Raw genomic sequence first — 18548 nt, forward strand, 5'->3', positions numbered from 1 at the left:
TCACCTGCCGACGCGGCGTCGTCGAATCCCTCCGTAGATCCCGCGTCCCACGATCCAGGGCATGAGCACCGCATCGACGACGCGGGCGGGTATCCGATACGCGCGGCCGTCGGGTGCGAAGACCTGGAGTCCGTCGGGTTGCGGACCGATGACCGAGCCCCAACGCGTGGAGCGAGGCCGAAACGACCCCGACGATCCGCCATCGAGGTACGCGCGAATGTTGCGCGCCACCAACCGATCTGCACGGTTGCGGGCCGAACTGCGCAACGGGTCGGTCGCCGCGATGTCGCCGACGGCAAACATCCACGGGTGCCCGGGAATCGTCAGGTCGGGGTCGACGCGGACGAAGCCGTCGTCGGTGAGGAGTCCGCGCGGTAACCACTCCGAGTTGGGCGTGACCGCACCGATCGTCCAGAGCACGACGTCCGCGGTCTCTGCCGGCTGCCCCGTTTCCCACTGCACCGGCCGACCGGAGGTGTCCAGCCCCGGGCGATCGGCTTCGGCCGCGATCCGGGCGCGGTATCCCGCGTGAACGTGGACCCCCAACTGCCCGAGGCGCGCCGATAACGTCTGCCACACGCGTGCATGGTGATGGCGCAACGGACGCTCACCGGGGTGATAGAGGTCGACGTGCTTGTCCGGCCACTGCCCGGCGATGTTGGCCGCCGCACCGACGGCACTGGCTCCGCCACCGAGCACCATCACCCGGTCCGCGTCGGCCACCGCCTGATGCGCTGCCGCGAGCGCGGCATCCACCTCGGCGGCGCTCCGGATCGTCGGGGTCCGCCAGAATCCGTTTCGGACACCGGTGGCGATGACGAGCACGTCACAGGTCTCGCGGGTCGACGATCCGTCCGACGCCCGGATCTCGACGCTCCGGTCGTCGAGATCAACCGACACCGCCTGCCCGGACACGATGCGCACACCTCGGAGTCGTCGATAACTCTCGAACGGCACCCAGTAGTCCGTCGACCATCGTTGTGGACGAGCCAGCCGCATGCCGAGTTCCTGACCACTCAGCAGGCCGGGGGTCGTCGCAACCCCGACGACCTGGTAGCGCCGGGCGAGGTGCGACGCGGTGAGAACCCCGGTGTCGCCCATGCCCACGACGAGGATCCGCGGCTTGCTCATCGCGGCGGCCATGGAACCAGCGCCGATATGCCCCTGGTCTGTTCGTCGTAGTCGGGGCGACGCTCTCGGCTGCGTTGCTCCATCCACGGGATGCTGGCCCCGAGGAACATCGCCAGCATCACCACGGCCCCGGCGAACAGCCACCACGCGTCCGACGGGGAGGCGGCCACGCCGAACAGGGCCAGTGAGATCCAGAACCCGAGTTCACCGAAGTAGTTCGGGTGACGTGACCACGCCCAGACGCCCCGCACCATGACCTGTCCCGGATGGTCGATGCGGAATGTCCGCATCTGCCGATCGGCCACCGCCTCCAGCGCCACCGCGGCCAGGCCGACCACACCCGCGATCACGGTGAGCCAGACCCATCCCGGGCCGGGAGTGGTGAGCGCGATGTACACCGGCACCATGCCCAGGAACACCTGGAGCGTCGGGATCACGTGGATCGCGAACAGATCGGCGAGGATCGCTGCCCTGCCTGCATTGGACCGGATCATCTCGTACCGCCAGTCCTCGTGGTCGAGTCCCGGGAATCCGACGAGCCAGTTCGATGTGAGGCGAATCGACCACTCCGCCACGACGATTGCGATCAGAACCGCACGGAACACATCGGGGTCCTCGGCGTGCAGCCACCAGTAGACGAACAGCAGCGGCGGCGCCACGCTCCAGTAGGCGTCGTAGACACTCGAATTGCGGTATGCACGACTGAATCCGAAGATCACCGCGGTGGCGATCAGGTCGGCGAGCAGGGTGTCGAGAAGCAGGGAACCGGTATCCGGACCCGCCCACAGCCACATCCACGCCACGGCGATGGCGACCAGATAGGCGACGGTGATCAACAGCAGGGATCGGGCACGGTTCACAGGCCTGATCGTGTCACCTCGATCCGGTGCGAGGGGGAACTTCGGCATCGATTAATCGGACATATCGATCAATCCCGACCCTGGTCAGGACTAGGCAATCACCTGATGTGACCCCGGGCACAGTCGCGCAGGATTGTGGGCTACAACCATCCCGACGTGAGACAGCCCCCATGAACCCATCCACCTGGACCGGACCGGAGCATCGCCGCAGCGTGCTCTGGATCGTCGCGCTGACGACGGTCGCCCTCGTCTTCGACGGCTATGACCTCGTCGTCTACGGCACGGTGCTGCCCACCCTGCTCGACGACCCGTCCCAGCTCGGACAGCTCAGCGCAGGCACGGCCGGCGCCCTCGGGTCCTACGTCCTGATCGGCGTCATGGTCGGAGCGTTCATCGCCGGCACCTTCGGTGACCGCGTGGGTCGCCGCAAGATGATCCTGGTCAACGTCTGCTGGTTCTCGATCTTCATGGCGGCGACCGCGTTCTCCACCACGCTCACCACCTTCGGTGTGCTGCGCTTTCTCACCGGCATCGGCATCGGCGGCCTCGTGGCCACCGCAGGCGCCTTGATCGCCGAGTTCGCGCCGACCAGCAAGAAGAACCTCTTCAACGCCGTCGTCTACAGCGGTGTGCCGCTCGGCGGTGTCGTGGCCGCGGTCGCCGCGATGCTGTTCGCCGACGCCATCGGCTGGCGCGGGATGTTTCTCATCGGCGCCCTCCCGATCATCACGCTGCTGCCCCTGGCCATCTGGAAGCTGCCCGAGTCGCCGCAGTGGCTCGTGTCCCGCGGACGTCTCGACGAGGCCCGCGCGATCAGTGAGCGCACCTCCATCCCGGTCGACCTGCATCCCGCCACCCCGACCGGCGCCGTCGACGACGAGAAGGTCGGCTTCCCCGCACTGGCCCGCAAGCCGCTGCTCGTGCCGACGCTGCTGCTGGGCACCATGAGCTTTGTCGGACTGCTGCTCACCTACGGCCTGAACACCTGGCTGCCACAGATCATGAAGTCCGCGGGCTTCGACGCCAAGGGTTCGCTCGCCTTTCTCCTGGTCCTCAACGGCGGCGCCATCGTCGGCGGTCTGATCGCCGCACGCCTGGCGGATCGTCGTGGGCCGCAGCGGGTCGTCGCCACCTCGTTCTGCCTCGCCACCGTCGCCCTCGTCTGCCTGACCATAAGCTTCCCGCTACCGGTGCTGCTCGCCGCGGTAGCGGTCGCCGGAACCGGCACCATCGGCACGCAGGTCCTTATCTACGGCTACGTGTCCAACTACTACCCGACCCGGGCTCGTGCCGCGGGTGTCGCGTGGTGCGCCGGCTTCGGCCGACTCGGAGGCATCTTCGGCCCGGTCATCGGGGGCGTCCTGGTCGGCGCGGGCATCTCGAGCGCCACCGCGTTCTATCTCTTCGCGGGCATCGCCCTCATCGGCGCCGCCGCCACCATGTTCGTCCCGGCGCGCAGCAAGGAAACCGATCCGACGCCGGAGCTGACGACCCCGGGACTCGTCACCAACTGACCCCCGCCGCAACAGCAACGGCCGACCAACCCACAAGGTTGGTCGGCCGTCGCGGCATTCTCTACTTCTTCAGACCCGGGTTCTCCGCGTACACCTCTTTGATGAGCGACATGTCGAAGATCTGCTCGGCCTTGATGTCGTAGCCGGCCTTCGCAAGCGCTTCGATGTTCTGGGCGATGAGCTCGTCGGTCATGGTGAGGATGCCGTTGGCCTTGGTGTCCTCGGAGACGATGAGTCCGTTCTGCGCGATCGCCTCCTTGGTCTGTTCGGCCTCGTTGAGGTCGAGATCCTTGCCGTACTTCGTGGCAGCCAGGCGTGCCGAGCCGGCCGGATCGGCGATGGCGTCGTACCAGCCGCGGATGTCGGCCTTGAGGAATGCCTTGACCTTGTCGCGCTCCTTGTCGATGGTGTCCTGACGGACGACGAGGGTTTCGGCGACCAACGGCAGGTTGAAGTCGGCGAACAGGAAGTTGGTGTTGGCAAAACCGCTCTCGGCCAACGTGATCGGCTCGTTGGTCACGTAGCTGACCCAGCCGTCGACCTCGCCGGTGGTCAGCGGCGTCGGGTCGTACTGCACGGTGATCTTCTGGACGTCGGACTCGGTCATGTTGTTGGCGGTGAGCAACGCCTTGAAGACATTCTCGTTGGACGCCTGCACGCCGATCTTCTTACCCTTCATCTCCTGCGGAGTGGCGATGGGCTTGGATTCCGACGACACGATGCAGAACGGATTCTTTTGGAACGTGGCGGCGACGGTTTTGAGTGCGGCGCCCTGCAGGATCACCGGTGCGGTCAGCTGCGGTGCGGTCATACCGATCCACACCTTGTTCGATGTCAGGCCGGTCTCCACGCCTGTGCCGGCACCGCCGCCGGTCAGCAGCTCGGGGGTGCCGAGTCCGGCTTCTTCGAAGTAGCCGTTCTCGAGTGCGAAGTACTCACCGGCGAACTCGATGTTCTTCTGCCAGGACAGCTGCACCTTGGGATTCATCGACGATGCGCCCGCGCCGCCGCCGGAATCGCTGCTGCTGCTGCACGCCGACAGCACACCCGAGACACCGAGGGCGCCCGCGGCACCGCCGGCCATCATCGAATAGCGGAGAAAGTTACGCCTGCTGATCCCTGCGCGGACGCGGGTGTCACTCATCTGTCAATCCCTTTCTGTTACTTGCTATCCCACGACGCCGGTCATCGTTGACGGGGGTCAGCGGTCAGTTCTGTTCCATACCCATCTGGTTGAGCACGATGGTCTCGATGACTCCGACGATGGCGTAGAGGACGATCGAGGCGACGGTGATCACCAGCACCGACGCCCACAGTTCGTTGTAGGCGGCGGCAGGGAGCGTCTGTTGGAGACGGGCGCCGAGGCCCTGATTGGTGCCGAGCCACTCGGCGACCGTTGCACCGATGAGGGCGCCGGGCACCGAGACCTTGGCCGCGGCGAACAGGGACGGTACCGCGGAGGGGATCGCCGAGCGGCGCAGCGCCGTCCAGCGTCCACCGCCGTAGACCTCGATGACGTCGGTGATCTGTCTCGGTGCGTTCTGTAGCCCGGTCATGATCATCACGAGTGCGGGGAAGTAGACGACGATGCCGCCCATCACGGCGACCACGGCGACACCGCGCCCCACGATCAGCGTGATCAGCGGGGTCATGGCCACCAGCGGGACCGAACGCAGCAGCATCGCGATCGGCATGAAAGTCTGTGCGGCAGGACGAGATACGACGAACAGTGCGGCGGTGAGGATGGCCGCGACCATGCCGGTGACGAAACCGATGGCCGCGTCCTTGAGGGTGATCCACAGGTTGTCCAGGATCATCGACCGCGCCTCGGCGGCACCGGCGTCGACAAACAGGTACTGGAACACCTGGACCGGAGTGCGGCCGATGATCGGACCGATGTCGGGGAAGGCGAGTAGGAACAGCCACCAGATCACCAGGATCAGAATGAAGGACATCACCATCGTGCCGAGGAATCGTGCGATGGCCCAGAGCAATCCGGAGATGTCGGCACTGTTCTCGGTGACCGGATCTCCGGTGGTCGGTGTGGTGGCAACGGCCGTGCTGGTCATGATCACGCCACCGCCTGCCCCGACGCCCAGCGGGTCGCGAACTTCGCGATCACTGCGACGATGGCGTAGCCGATGCCCGCGATCGCCCCGCAGATCAGGGCGATCGCCCAGACCTGGGGGATGTCGCCGCGCTGCTGCGCCACGATCATCGCCGGCCCGGCACCCTTGTCGGGCATGGCCAGGAACTCGCCGAGCACCGCGCCGAGCACCGCGGCGGGTGCCGCGATCTTGAAGGCTGCCAACGTGTTCGGTAGCGCGGCCACCGAGCGCACCCGCCACAGCTGGGTGATGCGTCCGCCGCCGTAGACCTTGATCAGGTCCAGGCTCGATTTGTGTGGTGAGCGCAGTCCGGACAGGGTGCCGATCATCGTCGTGAAGAACACCGAGATGGCGGCGAGGAAGACGATCATCGTCTGCACCTCGGCGAAGGCCACCTGGATGATCGGTGCGACCGCGATGATCGGTGTGCAGTAGGACAGGATCGCCAACTGGGTGGCCAGACCCTCGACCGGCGGGAACACGATCACCAGGACGGCGAGCAGCACGGCGAGGGCGTTCCCCCACAGGTAGCCGCGAATGGCGAGGGAGATCGTCTGCGAGAAGTTCTGCACGTAGAAGTCCGCCCCGGTCTCGCTGATCGTCGACAGCACCGCGCCGGGCGTCGGGATCGTGCCGGAAAACCACTGCAGCGCACCGGCGATCCACCACACGGCGATCAGGCCGACGATGCCGATAACGCCTGCGAGCCACCGATCTGCGCCCATCTTGCCCACCGCGAAGCCGCGTGCCGCGGTCATTCCCCCGGTCGTCATCAGTGCGCGGCAGGTGTGTCTGCGGCCGTGGCGTTGCCGTCTTTGTTGCCGAACAACAGACCCGACAGGTGATCGTGGATCGCGTGGAACTCCGGCGTGCGCATCATCTCCGGCACGCGGGGCCGGGGTAGATCGATGGTGACGTTCTCGATGACCCGGCCCGGCCGGGGGCTCATCACGGCGACGATGTCGGAGAGGAAGATCGCCTCGGCGATGCCGTGGGTGACCATCAACGTGGTGGCCGGCTTCTCGGTCCAGATGCGCAGCAACTCGATGTTGAGGCGCTGACGCGTCATATCGTCGAGCGCACCGAACGGTTCGTCGAGAAGCAGCGCCGTCGGCCGGACGACCAGCGCGCGGGCGATCGACACACGCTGACGCATGCCGCCGGAGAGCACCGCCGGTTTGGCCTTCTCGAAACCCTTGAGGCCGACGAGTTCGATGAGGTCGTGAACAAGATCGTCGTCGGCCGGCATCCGACCCACCTGCAGTGGCAACTTGATGTTCGATTCCACCGAACGCCACGGCAGCAACGCCGAATCCTGGAAGGCGATCCCGAGTTCATGATTGCGCTGCAGATCCTCGGGTGACTGACCGTTCATGAGAGCTGTTCCGGCGCTGGGGGATTCGAGGCCGGCGAGGATACGCAACACCGTCGACTTGCCACAGCCGGAGGGGCCGAGCAGTGACAGGAATGCTCCCTCGGAGGTCTGCAACGACACATCCTGCAGCGCGGTGACCGTCTTGGTTCCGCGAACACCCCGGGTGGTGAAGGTCTTGGTGAGGCCCGAGATGTCGATACCGGTACCCAGCGGACGGGCGGTCGCGGGGGTGGCCGGTCCGGTGGTCGTCGCTTCCGTCACCGTGCTCGGTACCCGATGGTTCCGGCGCAGGGCGTGGCTGACAGAACAGGGGTCATGCGTCAGCACGATAGGAGGCCGATGTTGCCCTCGGATTAACGATACGTAACCCCCGACTCGGTGAGTTCGGCGCTCCGCTCCGAACGGGGTCGGCGAACTGTGCCCGTGCACGCTCGGCGACGGCTCCTCGCCGCCGTCGTCGTCTACCAGGACGTGTCGGCACCTATTCAGCGGGGCGTCGCGCCCGGAGAACCCCGTGGGTGACCAGACCGACGACCAACGCCCAGAACGCACCGCTGATTCCCCAGAAGGTGACGCCGGCCGCGGCGGTCACAAAGGTCAGCGCCGCCGCCACCCGGTACTCCTCGTGTGTGAAGGCGCCGAGTAGCGCATTGGCGAACGTTGCCAGGAGGGCCAGTCCCGCAACGGCTTCCAGTAGTCCTTCGGGCGCGATGGCGGTGATCGTCACCAGCACGCCCGACAAGACCGCCAGGATGAGGTAGCAGATGCCGCCGGACACTCCGGCGATCCAGCGCCGCGAGCGGTCCGCGCCTGCCTCGTCGCCGGCGGCCAGTGCGGCCGAGAGAGCGGCCAGATTGATCGCGTGGCCGCCGAACGGCGCCCCGATCACCGTCCCCGCACCGGTAACGAACATCGATGCCCGCCAGGGTGTTTCGTATCCGAATGACTTCAGCACCGCGACACCGGGGACATTCTGGGAGGCCATTGTGACGATGTAGAGCGGAATGGCGATCCCGATGACGGCCGCCGGATCGAAGGATGGTGTCGTCCACGTCAGCTGTGGCCACCACTGCGCCCCACCGAGGTGGACGTCGTGCGCGGCAAGCCAGATGCCGATGACGATCAGCGCGGTCACCAACGCCAACGGCAACGCCCATCGGGTGAGCCAGCGCATCGCGATCAACCACACGGCGAGGATCGGAATCGTCAGGCCCGGTTGTGCCGCCAGTGATCTCATCGGCGCCAGACACAGGACGAGCAGCACGCCGGCGAGCATGGCCTGCGCCAGCGGCGTCGGAATCCGGCCGATCAGCTCGCCGAGCGCCGGGATCAGACCGGTCGCGAGGATCAGCACACCCACGACCAGAAACGCGCCCACCGCCGCCGGCCATCCCGCGTGATAGGAGGTCCCGGCCGCGACGAGCATGGCGGCGCCCGGTGTCGACCACGCCAAGGTGATGGGTCGTCGATACCGCACGCACAGCACGATGATGCCGACCGCGAAAGTCGCCGTCAGTGCCAACAGTCCGGATGCGGCCTGCGCGGGCGTGGCACCGACCGCGCGGAGCCCGGCCACCACGACGACGAAGGACGACGTGAATCCGACGAGCGCGGTGACGATTCCGGCGGTGATGGGTTCGCCGAGACCGGAGCGGGTGGAGGTGATCACGAGAGCAGCGTAACCGAGTCGTTCTGTTTACGGAACGGCGGTGAGGGGTCATGAGAGGGAGAGTTCGGGGCATGATGGATGCGCAGCGGGCAGCATCGGTGTGGTCGCGGGAGCAGATCGTCGGACTCGGAGGTGATGGGCGATGGATGCGCAGCAGCGACGACGCGACGTCGGTCGACGGATCACCGGGATTCGCACCGAGCGTGGGCTGAGTCTGTCCGCCCTCGCGCGCGCCGCCGGCGTCGGCAAGGGGTCGCTCTCGGAGCTCGAGGCCGGCACGCGCAACCCGACCCTGGACACGCTCTACTCGGTGGCGGGTCCCCTCGGTGTCCCGCTCACCGCCCTCATCGGGGAGGACATCGGGGCAGAAGGGGACGGAGAGTTCCTGTCTGCGAGGCTGTTACACGTCGAGCATCATGCCGACGGTGGGCTCACCGAGGTGTTCTGGTTGGTGATCCGGCCGGGCGGTGTCAGTCGGTCACCGGGTCACGGACCAGGCGTCGTCGAGCATGTGCGGGTGGTGCGTGGTGAGCTTCTCGCCGGTGTCGTCGGCGCCGAACAGTCCGCGGGGGCGGGAGAGTCGGTCGAGTGGATCTCCGATGCCGCCCACAGCTACCGCAGCGACACCGGTGCCGTTGCCGTGCTGACGATCGACTCGCCGGCCTGAGTGCCGCTCGGGGCGTCGCGCCCCGCCGCCGCCAGGAGCATCGCGACGATGCGGTCGACGGCGTGGCTGTCGCGCACCCGATGATGTCGGCGTAGCCAGACGGCCCGGGTCGGCGTGGGATCGACGATCGGCACGGCGACGACGTCGTCAGGGATATCGGTGAGTGCGAGTTCGGGCACCACGGTGAGTCCGACGCCGGCCGCAACGAAGCTGATCGCGGTCGGGTAATCCTGGGTCTGCACGCCGAAGTGCGGCGTGAAACCTGCCGCGGTGCACGCATCCAGCACACGCTGCCGACATGGCCCACGGGAGAGGTCGTTATCCACCCATGAGCGCTCCCGTAGTTCGGCCAGCGCGACGTGGGTGCAGTCCGCGAGCGGCGAATCTCGGTGCACCACAGCGTAGTACGGCTCCGTGATCAGCTGTTGGCAGTCGTAGCCGCCGAGATCCGTGGTGGCGGCGTCCTCGACGTAGACCTCCAGATCGGGCCCGGCCGCGGATGCTTCGCTCAGTTCGACGAGGCGCAGATCCAAGCGCAGGTCGGGGAACTCGCGACAGATCGTGGCGACGATCGGTGGAATCCAGGCGCTGCCGGCGGAGGCGAAGTAGCTCATCTCGATGCGTCCGGCGCGGCCGTGTCGGAGATCGGTGATGATGCCGTCGACCCGGGCGACCTGATCGAAGATACCGTCGGATTCGGCGGCGAGGATGGTGCCGGCGTCGGTCGGCACGATGCCACGGCCATGGCGTTCGATCAGGACCAGCCCGGTCTCGCGCTGGAGTGCGGTGATGTGTTGGCTCACCGCCGACGACGTGTATCCGAGGGCTCGTGCCGCGCCGCTGATCGAGCCCTCGGCGACGACTGCTCGGAAGACGCGGAGGCGGTGAGTGTCGACCATACCCTGAAACTACAGTGACACTTAACGGACATCAAGAAATAGTCGCTTGTGCTTATCTGACACGCTGGCGATGCTGGGAGACATGGTCATGCACAAGCGCTCTGCCACGTACCTGCCGACGGTGGCCGCCGCGATCACCGTCGTGCTCTGGGCATCGGCATTCGTCGTCATCCGTGGCGTCGGACCGACCTTTTCGCCAGGGGTACTCGCCTTCCTCCGGATGTTCGTCGGGGTCATCGCGTTGACCGTCGTCGTGCTGATCTCCCGGCGGACGGGGAATCGAACCGGTCGTCGCATCCGACCCCCATCGGATGATGGGAATCCACCGGTAGACCGCCCGCGGCCCTGGTTTCCGCGCGGCCGCGCGCTGTGGCTCGTCCTCGCCTACGGCGCCCTGTGGTTCGGCGGCTACACCATCGTGCTGAACTGGGCCGAGCAGCATCTCGACGCCGGGACCGCCGCACTGTTGGTGAACATCGCGCCGATCCTGGTAGCGATTGCCGCGGGAGTTTTTCTGGGCGAAGGCTTTTCGCGGTCGCTGACGATCGGAATCCTGATCTCCTTCACCGGTGTCGTGCTGATCACCGTCGGCGGCAGTGGCGCACACGCCGACCGCCTCGGTATCGCGCTCGGCGTGCTCGCCGCGGTCCTCTACGCCGCAGGCGTGCTGCTGCAGAAGGTGGCTCTGCGCACCGTCGACGCGGTGACGGCCACGTGGCTCGGGGCGATCGCCGGCCTGATCACGACGCTGCCCTTCGCGCCCGCTGCGCTCGGTGAACTCGCCGATGCCTCGTCGTCGGCGATCATCGGCGCGATTTTCCTCGGCGTCGGCCCGACGGCCCTGGCGTTCACCACCTGGGCCTACGCGCTCGCGCGTACCGACGCCGGAGCGATGGCCGCGACGACTCTCGTCGTGCCGGCCATCGTCATCGTGATGTCCTATGTGTTCCTGGACGAGGTGCCCACCCCGCTCCGCATCGTCGGTGGCGTCCTGTGCCTGGCCGGTGTGGCGGTCGGCCGACGACTGCTGCCGGTCCGGCGTCGGGTCCACGGCCACGCGACCACCGACACCCACTCCACCGGCACCCACCCCACCGAGACTCCCGCAACCCAGAGGTCAGGGCGATTTCTGACGATCCGGGCATAACGCCCGGGCAGGCTCGGTGAGGGTGTCGTCCATCCCTCGTGGCGGTCGCCACCGGATTACGCTGACCCGGTGCCGAACACCTCCGCGTCGTCGACGTTGCGACTGCGACGCTGGCTCCTGGCCGATATCGCCCCGGAGCCCGCCGGTCTCATGGGTCCGCACGGAGTGCCGTCACATGAACACAAGACCAATCCGTGGTGGAAGGTCATGTGCCTCACCGGCGTCGACTACTTCTCGACGCTCGGCTACCAACCGGGTATCGCCGCCCTCGCCGCCGGGACGCTCGCGCCGCTCGCGACCATCGTCCTCGTCGCGCTGACCCTGTTCGGTGCGCTGCCGGTCTACCGGTATGTGGCCCGCAAGTCGCCGCACGGCGAGGGATCGATCGCCATGCTGGAGCATCTGCTGCCCAGATGGGCGGGCAAGATCTTCGTCCTGGTGCTCCTCGGCTTCGCCGCGACCGACTTCCTCATCACCATCACCCTGTCGGCCGCCGATGCGACCGCCCACTTCGTCGAGAATCCTTTTGTGCCGCACGGCTGGTCGGGGCATCCGGTCCTCATCACGCTCATTCTCATCACGCTGCTCGCAGCGGTCTTCCTGCGCGGCTTCACCGAGGCCATCACCATCGCGGTCGGATTGGTCGCGGTGTATCTGACGCTCAATCTGATCGTCATCGCGGTGGGTCTGTGGGAGATCGCGACGGCATCGCATCTCATCGTCGACTGGCGGCACGCGATGACCGCCGAGCACGGCAGCCCGTGGATGATGATCGCGATCGCATTGATCGTCTTTCCCAAACTCGCACTGGGCATGTCCGGTTTCGAGACCGGCGTGGCGGTGATGCCCCAGATCCGGGGCGCCGCCGACGACACCGAGCGCCACCCGCGCGCACGCATCGCCGGCGCCCACAAACTGCTCACCACCTCGGCGCTCATCATGAGCGTCTTCCTCATCGCCAGCAGCCTCGCCTGCACCATTCTCATCCCGGAGCGGGACTTCGAGGCGGGTGGCCCCGCCAACGGCCGTGCGCTCGCCTACCTGGCCCACGAGTACCTCGGCGCCGGGTTCGGCATCGTCTACGACGTCTCGACGATCCTCATCCTGTGGTTCGCCGGGGCGTCGGCGATGGCCGGGCTCCTCAATCTCGTCCCGCGGTATCTACCCCGCTACGGCATGGCACCGGACTGGGCGCGCGCCAGCCGTCCGCTCGTCGTGGTCTTCGCGGTGATCGCCGCGGTGGTGACGATCTACTTCCGCGCCAGCGTGGACGCCCAGGGTGCCGCGTACGCCACCGGCGTCCTGGTCCTGATGACGTCCGCGGCCACCGCCGTGACGATCTCCGTCCGCAAACGTCGATTGCGCTTGCGCACCGCCGCATTCGCCCTGATCGCCCTGGTCTTCGTCTACACGACCATCGCGAATGTCTTCGAACGACCCGAGGGTGTCCAGGTCGCGGCGTTCTTCATCGTGTTGATCCTTGTGGTCTCCTTCGCGTCCCGGGTCAACCGCTCATTCGAGTTGCGTGCCGGCGAGATCACCTTCGACGACACGGCGCGCCAGATCATCGCCGAGACCGCCGAGGGTGACGAGATCACCATCGTCACCCACGATCCGCACGATCGATCACTGTTCGAGTATCTCGAGAAGGAGTTGCAGCAGCGCGCCGACAGCCACATCCCCGACAACGACCGGATCGTGTTCCTCGAGGTCAACCTCGCCGATTTCTCCGAGTTCACCACCGATCTCCAGGTGCACGGTCGCATCCACGAGGGCGGATATCAGATCCTCTGGGTCGACGCGGCCGCTATCCCGAACACGATCGCCGCGCTGTTGATGCGGATCCGCGACGACGCCGGCCCCATCCCGAACGTCTACTTCGAGTGGAGTGAGGACAATCCGCTCACCAACCTCCTCAAGTTCCTTGTCATCGGGGAGGGCGAGGTCGCCGCGGTGACACGGGAGGTGTTGCGCCGCGCCGAGCCGGACGTCACGTTGCGGCCCCACGTGCACGTGGGTTGACGCACGGGGCAGAGTGGACCCCATGGAACTCGACGACGCCATGCGCACCACCTTCGCCGCACGACAGTTCACCGACGATCCGGTCACCGACGCCGATCTGGTCGAGATCTTCGACGTCGCGCGGTTCGCGCCGAGCGGTGGCAACCGTCAGGGCGGCCATGTCATCGTCGTGCGTGATCAGTCGACCAAGGATCGGCTGGCCGAGCTGGGCAAGCCTGGTGCACACCGGTACCTCGCCCAGCGAGCTGCCGGTGAAAAGCCGTGGAACACCATCGTTCCCACCGCACTGTCCGCCGAGGAGATCGCCGCCGCGGCCTGTGTCGATGACTTCGTCGCACCGTTGGCGGCGGCACCGGTGGTCCTCGTCGTCTCCGTGGATCTCTCGGTGGTCGCATCGCTTGACGCGAACCTGGATCGGATCGGGGTGGTCAGCGGCGCGTCGGTCTATCCGCTCGTCTGGAACATCCTGCTCGTTGCCCGGTCCCGCGGCTTCGGCGGCACCATCACGACGGTGTCGATCGCCGAGGAGCCCGCGATCCGTGACCTTCTCGGTCTGCCCGATTCCCACGCCGTCGCTGCCGTCATCCCGTTGGGTCGGCCGGTCAAGCAACTGACGAAGCTACGACGAGCCGCCGTCGAGGACTTCGTCACCGTCGGCACCTTCGACGGCCCGCCGCTGCGGAGTCGGTAACCATACCCACGGCGCCACCGGGCTAATTCATCGCGAAATAGCCTGCCGCATAGGCGACCGCCGGAGCGAGGTTCCCCAGGATCTTCTGGTTGACGTTGCCGAACGTGTCCCGCGCGGTGTGATAGTTGGGATCGAAGATCGCGCCGACCTGCCCGCCCCACTTCGCGGCCTGGGCCGATGTCTTCTTCTTGTCGGCACCGGAATCGGCTCCGCCGGAGGGGATTCCGGCCTGGGCGAATGCGTCGTAGTCGGATCGGCCGTCGAATCCGGACACCTCGGGCTTGAGGCCCTTGGCGCTCAGATAGCTGTACAGGACCTTCTCGATGTCACCGGACCCGGCGGGGCCGGGATAGGCACCGTCCAGCTTCGACGATCCATCTCCGTCGTAGACGAAGTATCCGCCGTTGTGTGATCCGATCATGTCGAAGTTGATGTAGCGCTTGATCTTTGACAACTCCGGCTTCGGCAGTGTCGTCACGTAGTGCGTGGAACCGATGAGTCCCTGCTCCTCGGCTCCCCAGAACGCGAAGCGCACCTTGTTCTTCACCGGAGCGAAGGCGGTCATGGTCTTCGCGGCCTGTAGGACGCCTGCGGTGCCGGAGCCGTTGTCGTTGATGCCCGGCCCTTCGGGCACGCCGTCGAGGTGTGCACCGAGCATGACCACCGAATCCGGCAGTCCACCATAGGTTTCGGCGATCAGGTTCCACGTCTTGGTGCGCTTCGTCGTGGCGTCTACGGCGAGTGTCAACGAGCCCGAACCCCGCACCTGCGACCCGGTCTGCTTGGTCACGGCAACAGTCGGCAGCGGATTGACGACGTCTTCGCCGAGGGTCGCGGCCAGCTCACCGTCCTCGTTGTTCACCAGCACCACGCCGCGGGCACCGGCCTTACGGGCATTGGTGACCTTGTCGCCGAAGGTGCAGATGCCGCGCTCGATCACCACGATGGACCCGCGCGCGCTCGCCGGGAAGTCGCCGACCTGGCAGCCCGGCGTCGTATCCGACGCCGCGATCTGGCTGACCGGTGCGGTGAATTCCTTCGCCGCTCCCGAGTAGCCCACGATCTCCGAGTCGATCGTTGATCCGCCCGCGGACAGTCGGTAGTCCTTCACGTCGAAGACGGTGGCGGTGAACTCCTGGCGGGTGGGGGAGTAGCCCGCCTGCCGCAGCTGGCCCTCGACATAGTCGAGGCTCTGGAGGTAGCCGGTGCTGCCCAGTGCGCGATTCCCGTTGTTGCGGTCGGCAATCGACTGCAGCGCCCGCAGGTGGGTGGAGACGTTCGCGGCTGTGACTCCCTGCGCGAGCAGGTTGCCGTAGCCCTCGGCGATCGGATTGGCCGACGCCGCGCCCGTCCCCGACACCAGGGTGGCCGCGGCAACCGCAGTCACCACTCCCGTGGCCAGTCCTGATCGCTTCTTCACGGTCGGTCGCAGCACTGAAATCCCCCATCGGTTTCCTACGTCGGTGTGTCGACCCTAACGCGCGCGGCGCGAAGATCTGCGCCAGCACACCCCCGCGGTCCGGAGCGCCGTGCCGATATCGACCGCTGACCGGCGGCGGACCGTATCGAAAACCTATCGTGAGTCATGCTCACCGAGTCATCACCCACCGAGCCTCCGACGCCGCGCGCGGCGGCTCGTGCGGAGTTGGCCCGGTGGTTGCGGACCGCGATCCGCCATGACACCCCGGGTTGCCCGCAGACGATGGTCATCTCGGCAGGTCCGGGGGCGGGTAAGACGTACACCCTGCACGCCCTGCTCGCCGATATCACCACTGCCGCGGACGCCGAGGTCACGGCGCGATTCGCCGGAGCCGACGAACTCTCCTGGCGCCGACCGTATGCGGTGGCCGCGACGTTGCTCGACGTCGAACTGCCCGCACCGATACCGGAGGAATTCGACGACGAGCTGTATGCGCGAGTCGATCACCTGTGCTCGTCCGGGCCGGTGGTGCTGGCCGTCGATGACGCTCATCACGCGGACGCGGCGACGCTGTCGCTACTCAGCCGCTTGGCCGGCGCGGCGCATGATCTGCCGCTGACCTTGCTCGTGGGACGCAGGCAGCTCCCGGTGCGCGACTCCTTGACGAGGCTGCTCGCACGACCAGGCGTCGCCGAGCAGCATCTTCCCCTGATGACCGCGGACGAGGTGCTCGCCGTCGCGCGGGAGGTGGTCGGCGCCGAGCCGGATGCCTCGGTACGGTCCGCGCTGGAGCGGGCCGGTGGTAACCCGATGGTGGCAGTCTCCCTGCTCCGGTCGATGCGGCAGGCCGGGGGACTCGTCGTCGCCGACGGAATCGTGTCGACGGTCCTGCTCGCCGACGCGGATCAGCGGGTCGCGGGGGAGCACGACGCGATTGCCGAACATCTCACTCTGCTCGATCCCGATGCGCTGGCCCTGGTCCGCGCCCTCGCGGTCTGGGGCCGGCCGGCCACGCCGGCGGCTCTCGCCCGCCTCACCGGCTCGCGCCCCGCCGCCCTCGTCGGATCGGCGCAGGCCGCCATCGACGCCGGGATTCTCGTCGCCCGCGACGACGCGACGCTCGCCTTCACCCACGACCTGTACGCCGACGTCGCCTACGCGAGACTGGCACCGCCGTTGCGCGCAGTTCTCCACCGTGCGATCGTCGAGCACCCGGACGTCGCCGACGACCATCCGTCGATCGCCCATCATCTGCTGGCCGCCGGCGCCGATCCCGCAGAGGTCGACGCCGCTGTGCGCCGCGCCGAGGGGGAGCTCGAGTTCGCTCCCGGTGTCGCCGCCGATCTGCTGGACACCGTCGCCGAGCGAGCACAGAACGCCGGTGTGCGTCCGGGTCTGCATGTCGATCTCGCGGTCGCCCTGACCCGGACGGGACAGCTCAATCGGGCGGCCGTCGTCGCGGAGGAAGGCATCGCCGCCGCCAGTGATCTGGACGAGATCGCGAACCTGCACCGCATCCTGATGTTCGCGCTGACCACCAAGGGCAAGACGGACCGTGTCCGCGAATTGATCGACCTGACGGTGCAATTCCCGATCGGCGATGACGCCGTGGAGGTACTGACCGATCTGCGGGCTTACGTCGGAATCCTCGACGGCAGTGCACCGGTGCCGCGGCAGCCACTGTTCGACACCGACGCGCAAGTGCGCTCACTGGGCGGTGTGATCGGCGAGTCGCTGCGGCGCTATCTGCGCGGCGATCTTCCTGAGGCACTCCGTCTTTCGTTGATCGCCGCTCGACGTCAAGCGGTGGAGGACGTCGCGGATCCCGGATCGGTGCCGACAAACTCGTCCGCCGAGATCTGGCCCGCACTGATCGAGCAGGCACTGCATGGTCCGCGTGCCGCAGCCGATCTGCTCGCCACCTCGACGGCCCAACGGACCCGTCGTGGCGCCGAATGGATGGCGGCGTATCACGACTTCACCCGTGGCTCCATCGAATTGGGCCTGGGGCACCTCGGTGATGCCGCCGCGGCCTGGGACACCGGACTCGACCGTGTTGCCTCCGCGGACATGGGCTGGACGTCGATGGCGATCGGTGGCCGCATTCTCGTCGACGTCCTGTGTGGCGATCTGGCGGCGGCGACGCTGCGCCTCGACGACTGGGATGCCGGCGGACTACCAGAGCAATTCGGTCTTCCCGTCGTCGGTCGCGCGCGAGCCCAACTGTTCGAGGCGTCACGGAAGCCGCGTCGTGCGTCTGCCGCTGCCGCGACGGTCTGGGACCGGGCCGTGCATCAGGGCCTCGATGTGATGCTGCCCGAGTATTCCGTGGACTGTGCGCGCATCGCGGTGCGCGCCAACGACGCAGTGTTGCTCGGCCGGATCGTTGACGGGCTGGATGCGATGCAGTTCGCGCCGTCACCGGCGATGGCACCGCTGGCTCTTCTCGGGCGCACACGTGCGGCCGCGACCCTGGGGGTCGCCGACGAATCCGAGGTACTCGACGCCGCGGTCGTGGCCGCGGACGCGATGACCTCGATCGGGCACGCGCTCGCGGCAGTTCTCGCCGCCGAGGAAGCGGCGTGCGCGGCGATGACACTGGGCGACCGCGCTACCGCGCGCGACTGGGCGCATCGCGCGTTGGCCGGCGCACATGCGATGAGTGCGCCGACGGTCGCCACCCGCATCGCGTCGCGGATGCGCGCACTCGGTTTGCGCCTGGACCCGGCGGCACTGCGGGAACGGCCTCGCTCCGGATGGGAGAGCCTGACGAGGACGGAGGTGACGGTGGCAGAGTTGGTGGCAGCGGGATTGTCGGGTGCGGAGATCGCCGATCGACTCGTCATCTCGACGCGAACCGTGCAGACACACGTGTCGCATGCGCTGACGAAACTCGAGTTGCGGACGCGGGTCGAATTGGCGGGCTACGTGGTGAGGCAGCGGCACCGCGACGCCTCGACCTGAGCGCCACGCGACATGAGTGGCACGGAAATCTCCGTCACGACACGGACGTGTGCGAGGGTGCGACGGCGCAGAGTGGAGACA

General features: G+C 67.2%; 15 protein-coding genes. 6 read left to right on the plus strand and 9 right to left on the minus strand.

From position 1 onward, the window contains the following. Positions 1–1131: an FAD-dependent oxidoreductase gene (locus tag ACZ4TW_RS15910; protein ID WP_465544104.1), complete on the minus strand. Its 1131-nt coding sequence runs from the start codon at positions 1129–1131 to the stop codon at positions 1–3. Beyond that, complete coding sequence (locus tag ACZ4TW_RS15915; protein WP_465544106.1) at positions 1128–1991, minus strand: DUF1295 domain-containing protein; 864 nt, start codon at positions 1989–1991, stop codon at positions 1128–1130. The genes ACZ4TW_RS15910 and ACZ4TW_RS15915 overlap by 4 nt, the downstream gene beginning before the upstream one ends. Positions 1992–2161: 170 nt before the next feature. Here ACZ4TW_RS15915 and ACZ4TW_RS15920 point away from each other — a divergent pair, with 170 nt between their 5' ends. Beyond that, entirely contained in the window at positions 2162–3505 is a 1344-nt protein-coding gene (locus tag ACZ4TW_RS15920) for an MFS transporter (RefSeq protein WP_465544108.1), read from the plus strand. Between the two features lie 61 nt (positions 3506–3566). Here ACZ4TW_RS15920 and ACZ4TW_RS15925 read toward each other — a convergent pair whose 3' ends face one another. The 5 genes from ACZ4TW_RS15925 to ACZ4TW_RS15945 all read right to left on the minus strand — a co-directional run bounded on the left by ACZ4TW_RS15925 (position 3567) and on the right by ACZ4TW_RS15945 (position 8657). Then, entirely contained in the window at positions 3567–4649 is a 1083-nt protein-coding gene (locus tag ACZ4TW_RS15925; protein ID WP_465544110.1) for an ABC transporter substrate-binding protein, read from the minus strand. A gap of 64 nt (positions 4650–4713) precedes the next feature. Next, positions 4714–5574 carry an ABC transporter permease gene (locus ACZ4TW_RS15930; RefSeq protein WP_465544112.1) on the minus strand — a complete coding sequence of 287 codons (861 nt, stop codon included), beginning with the start codon at positions 5572–5574 and terminating at the stop codon, positions 4714–4716. A 2-nt stretch (positions 5575–5576) separates the two neighbouring features. Continuing rightward, on the minus strand, positions 5577–6371 hold the full coding sequence (locus ACZ4TW_RS15935; RefSeq protein ID WP_465544114.1) for an ABC transporter permease: 795 nt from the start codon (positions 6369–6371) through the stop codon (positions 5577–5579). Positions 6372–6385: 14 nt separating this feature from the next. Continuing rightward, positions 6386–7249, minus strand: a complete 864-nt coding sequence (locus ACZ4TW_RS15940) for an ABC transporter ATP-binding protein (protein WP_465544115.1) — start codon at positions 7247–7249, stop codon at positions 6386–6388. 220 nt (positions 7250–7469) lie between these two features. Beyond that, a complete protein-coding gene (locus tag ACZ4TW_RS15945; protein WP_465544117.1) occupies positions 7470–8657 on the minus strand; it encodes a benzoate/H(+) symporter BenE family transporter in 1188 nt (395 codons plus the stop codon). Positions 8658–8799: 142 nt separating this feature from the next. Between ACZ4TW_RS15945 and ACZ4TW_RS15950 the strand changes: the two genes are divergently transcribed. Then, on the plus strand, positions 8800–9324 hold the full coding sequence (locus ACZ4TW_RS15950; protein WP_465544118.1) for a helix-turn-helix domain-containing protein: 525 nt from the start codon (positions 8800–8802) through the stop codon (positions 9322–9324). Here ACZ4TW_RS15950 and ACZ4TW_RS15955 read toward each other — a convergent pair. Beyond that, positions 9270–10223 carry a LysR family transcriptional regulator gene (locus tag ACZ4TW_RS15955; protein WP_465544120.1) on the minus strand — a complete coding sequence of 318 codons (954 nt, stop codon included), beginning with the start codon at positions 10221–10223 and terminating at the stop codon, positions 9270–9272. The genes ACZ4TW_RS15950 and ACZ4TW_RS15955 overlap by 55 nt on opposite strands. Before the next feature lie 88 nt (positions 10224–10311). On the opposite strand from ACZ4TW_RS15955, the gene ACZ4TW_RS15960 reads away from it, so the two are divergent. The 3 genes from ACZ4TW_RS15960 to ACZ4TW_RS15970 all read left to right on the plus strand — a co-directional run bounded on the left by ACZ4TW_RS15960 (position 10312) and on the right by ACZ4TW_RS15970 (position 14083). Beyond that, positions 10312–11370 (plus strand): DMT family transporter, encoded by a 1059-nt coding sequence (locus ACZ4TW_RS15960; RefSeq protein ID WP_465544122.1) that lies wholly within the window; start codon positions 10312–10314, stop codon positions 11368–11370. 69 nt (positions 11371–11439) lie between these two features. Then, on the plus strand, positions 11440–13392 hold the full coding sequence (locus ACZ4TW_RS15965) for an APC family permease (RefSeq protein ID WP_465544124.1): 1953 nt from the start codon (positions 11440–11442) through the stop codon (positions 13390–13392). A gap of 22 nt (positions 13393–13414) precedes the next feature. Then, on the plus strand, positions 13415–14083 hold the full coding sequence (locus ACZ4TW_RS15970) for a nitroreductase family protein (RefSeq protein WP_465544126.1): 669 nt from the start codon (positions 13415–13417) through the stop codon (positions 14081–14083). A 22-nt stretch (positions 14084–14105) separates the two neighbouring features. On the opposite strand, the gene ACZ4TW_RS15975 is transcribed toward ACZ4TW_RS15970, so the two are convergent. Continuing rightward, entirely contained in the window at positions 14106–15503 is a 1398-nt protein-coding gene (locus ACZ4TW_RS15975) for a M20/M25/M40 family metallo-hydrolase (protein ID WP_465544128.1), read from the minus strand. A gap of 237 nt (positions 15504–15740) precedes the next feature. On the opposite strand from ACZ4TW_RS15975, the gene ACZ4TW_RS15980 reads away from it, so the two are divergent. Next, on the plus strand, positions 15741–18467 hold the full coding sequence (locus ACZ4TW_RS15980) for a helix-turn-helix transcriptional regulator (protein WP_465544130.1): 2727 nt from the start codon (positions 15741–15743) through the stop codon (positions 18465–18467). The last annotated feature ends 81 nt before the right edge of the window (positions 18468–18548 follow it).

It is taken from the genome of Agromyces sp. NPDC029043 (genome assembly GCF_055564615.1).

Coding starts and splice junctions, on each gene's coding strand:
- ACZ4TW_RS15930 (WP_465544112.1), bottom strand. CDS start 5,574: ATGACCAGCACGGCCGTTGCCACCACACCGACCACCGGAGATCCGGTC.
- ACZ4TW_RS15960 (WP_465544122.1), top strand. CDS start 10,312: ATGCACAAGCGCTCTGCCACGTACCTGCCGACGGTGGCCGCCGCGATC.
- ACZ4TW_RS15935 (WP_465544114.1), bottom strand. CDS start 6,371: ATGACCGCGGCACGCGGCTTCGCGGTGGGCAAGATGGGCGCAGATCGG.
- ACZ4TW_RS15970 (WP_465544126.1), top strand. CDS start 13,415: ATGGAACTCGACGACGCCATGCGCACCACCTTCGCCGCACGACAGTTC.
- ACZ4TW_RS15925 (WP_465544110.1), bottom strand. CDS start 4,649: ATGAGTGACACCCGCGTCCGCGCAGGGATCAGCAGGCGTAACTTTCTC.
- ACZ4TW_RS15955 (WP_465544120.1), bottom strand. CDS start 10,223: ATGGTCGACACTCACCGCCTCCGCGTCTTCCGAGCAGTCGTCGCCGAG.
- ACZ4TW_RS15910 (WP_465544104.1), bottom strand. CDS start 1,131: ATGAGCAAGCCGCGGATCCTCGTCGTGGGCATGGGCGACACCGGGGTT.
- ACZ4TW_RS15950 (WP_465544118.1), top strand. CDS start 8,800: ATGGATGCGCAGCAGCGACGACGCGACGTCGGTCGACGGATCACCGGG.
- ACZ4TW_RS15920 (WP_465544108.1), top strand. CDS start 2,162: ATGAACCCATCCACCTGGACCGGACCGGAGCATCGCCGCAGCGTGCTC.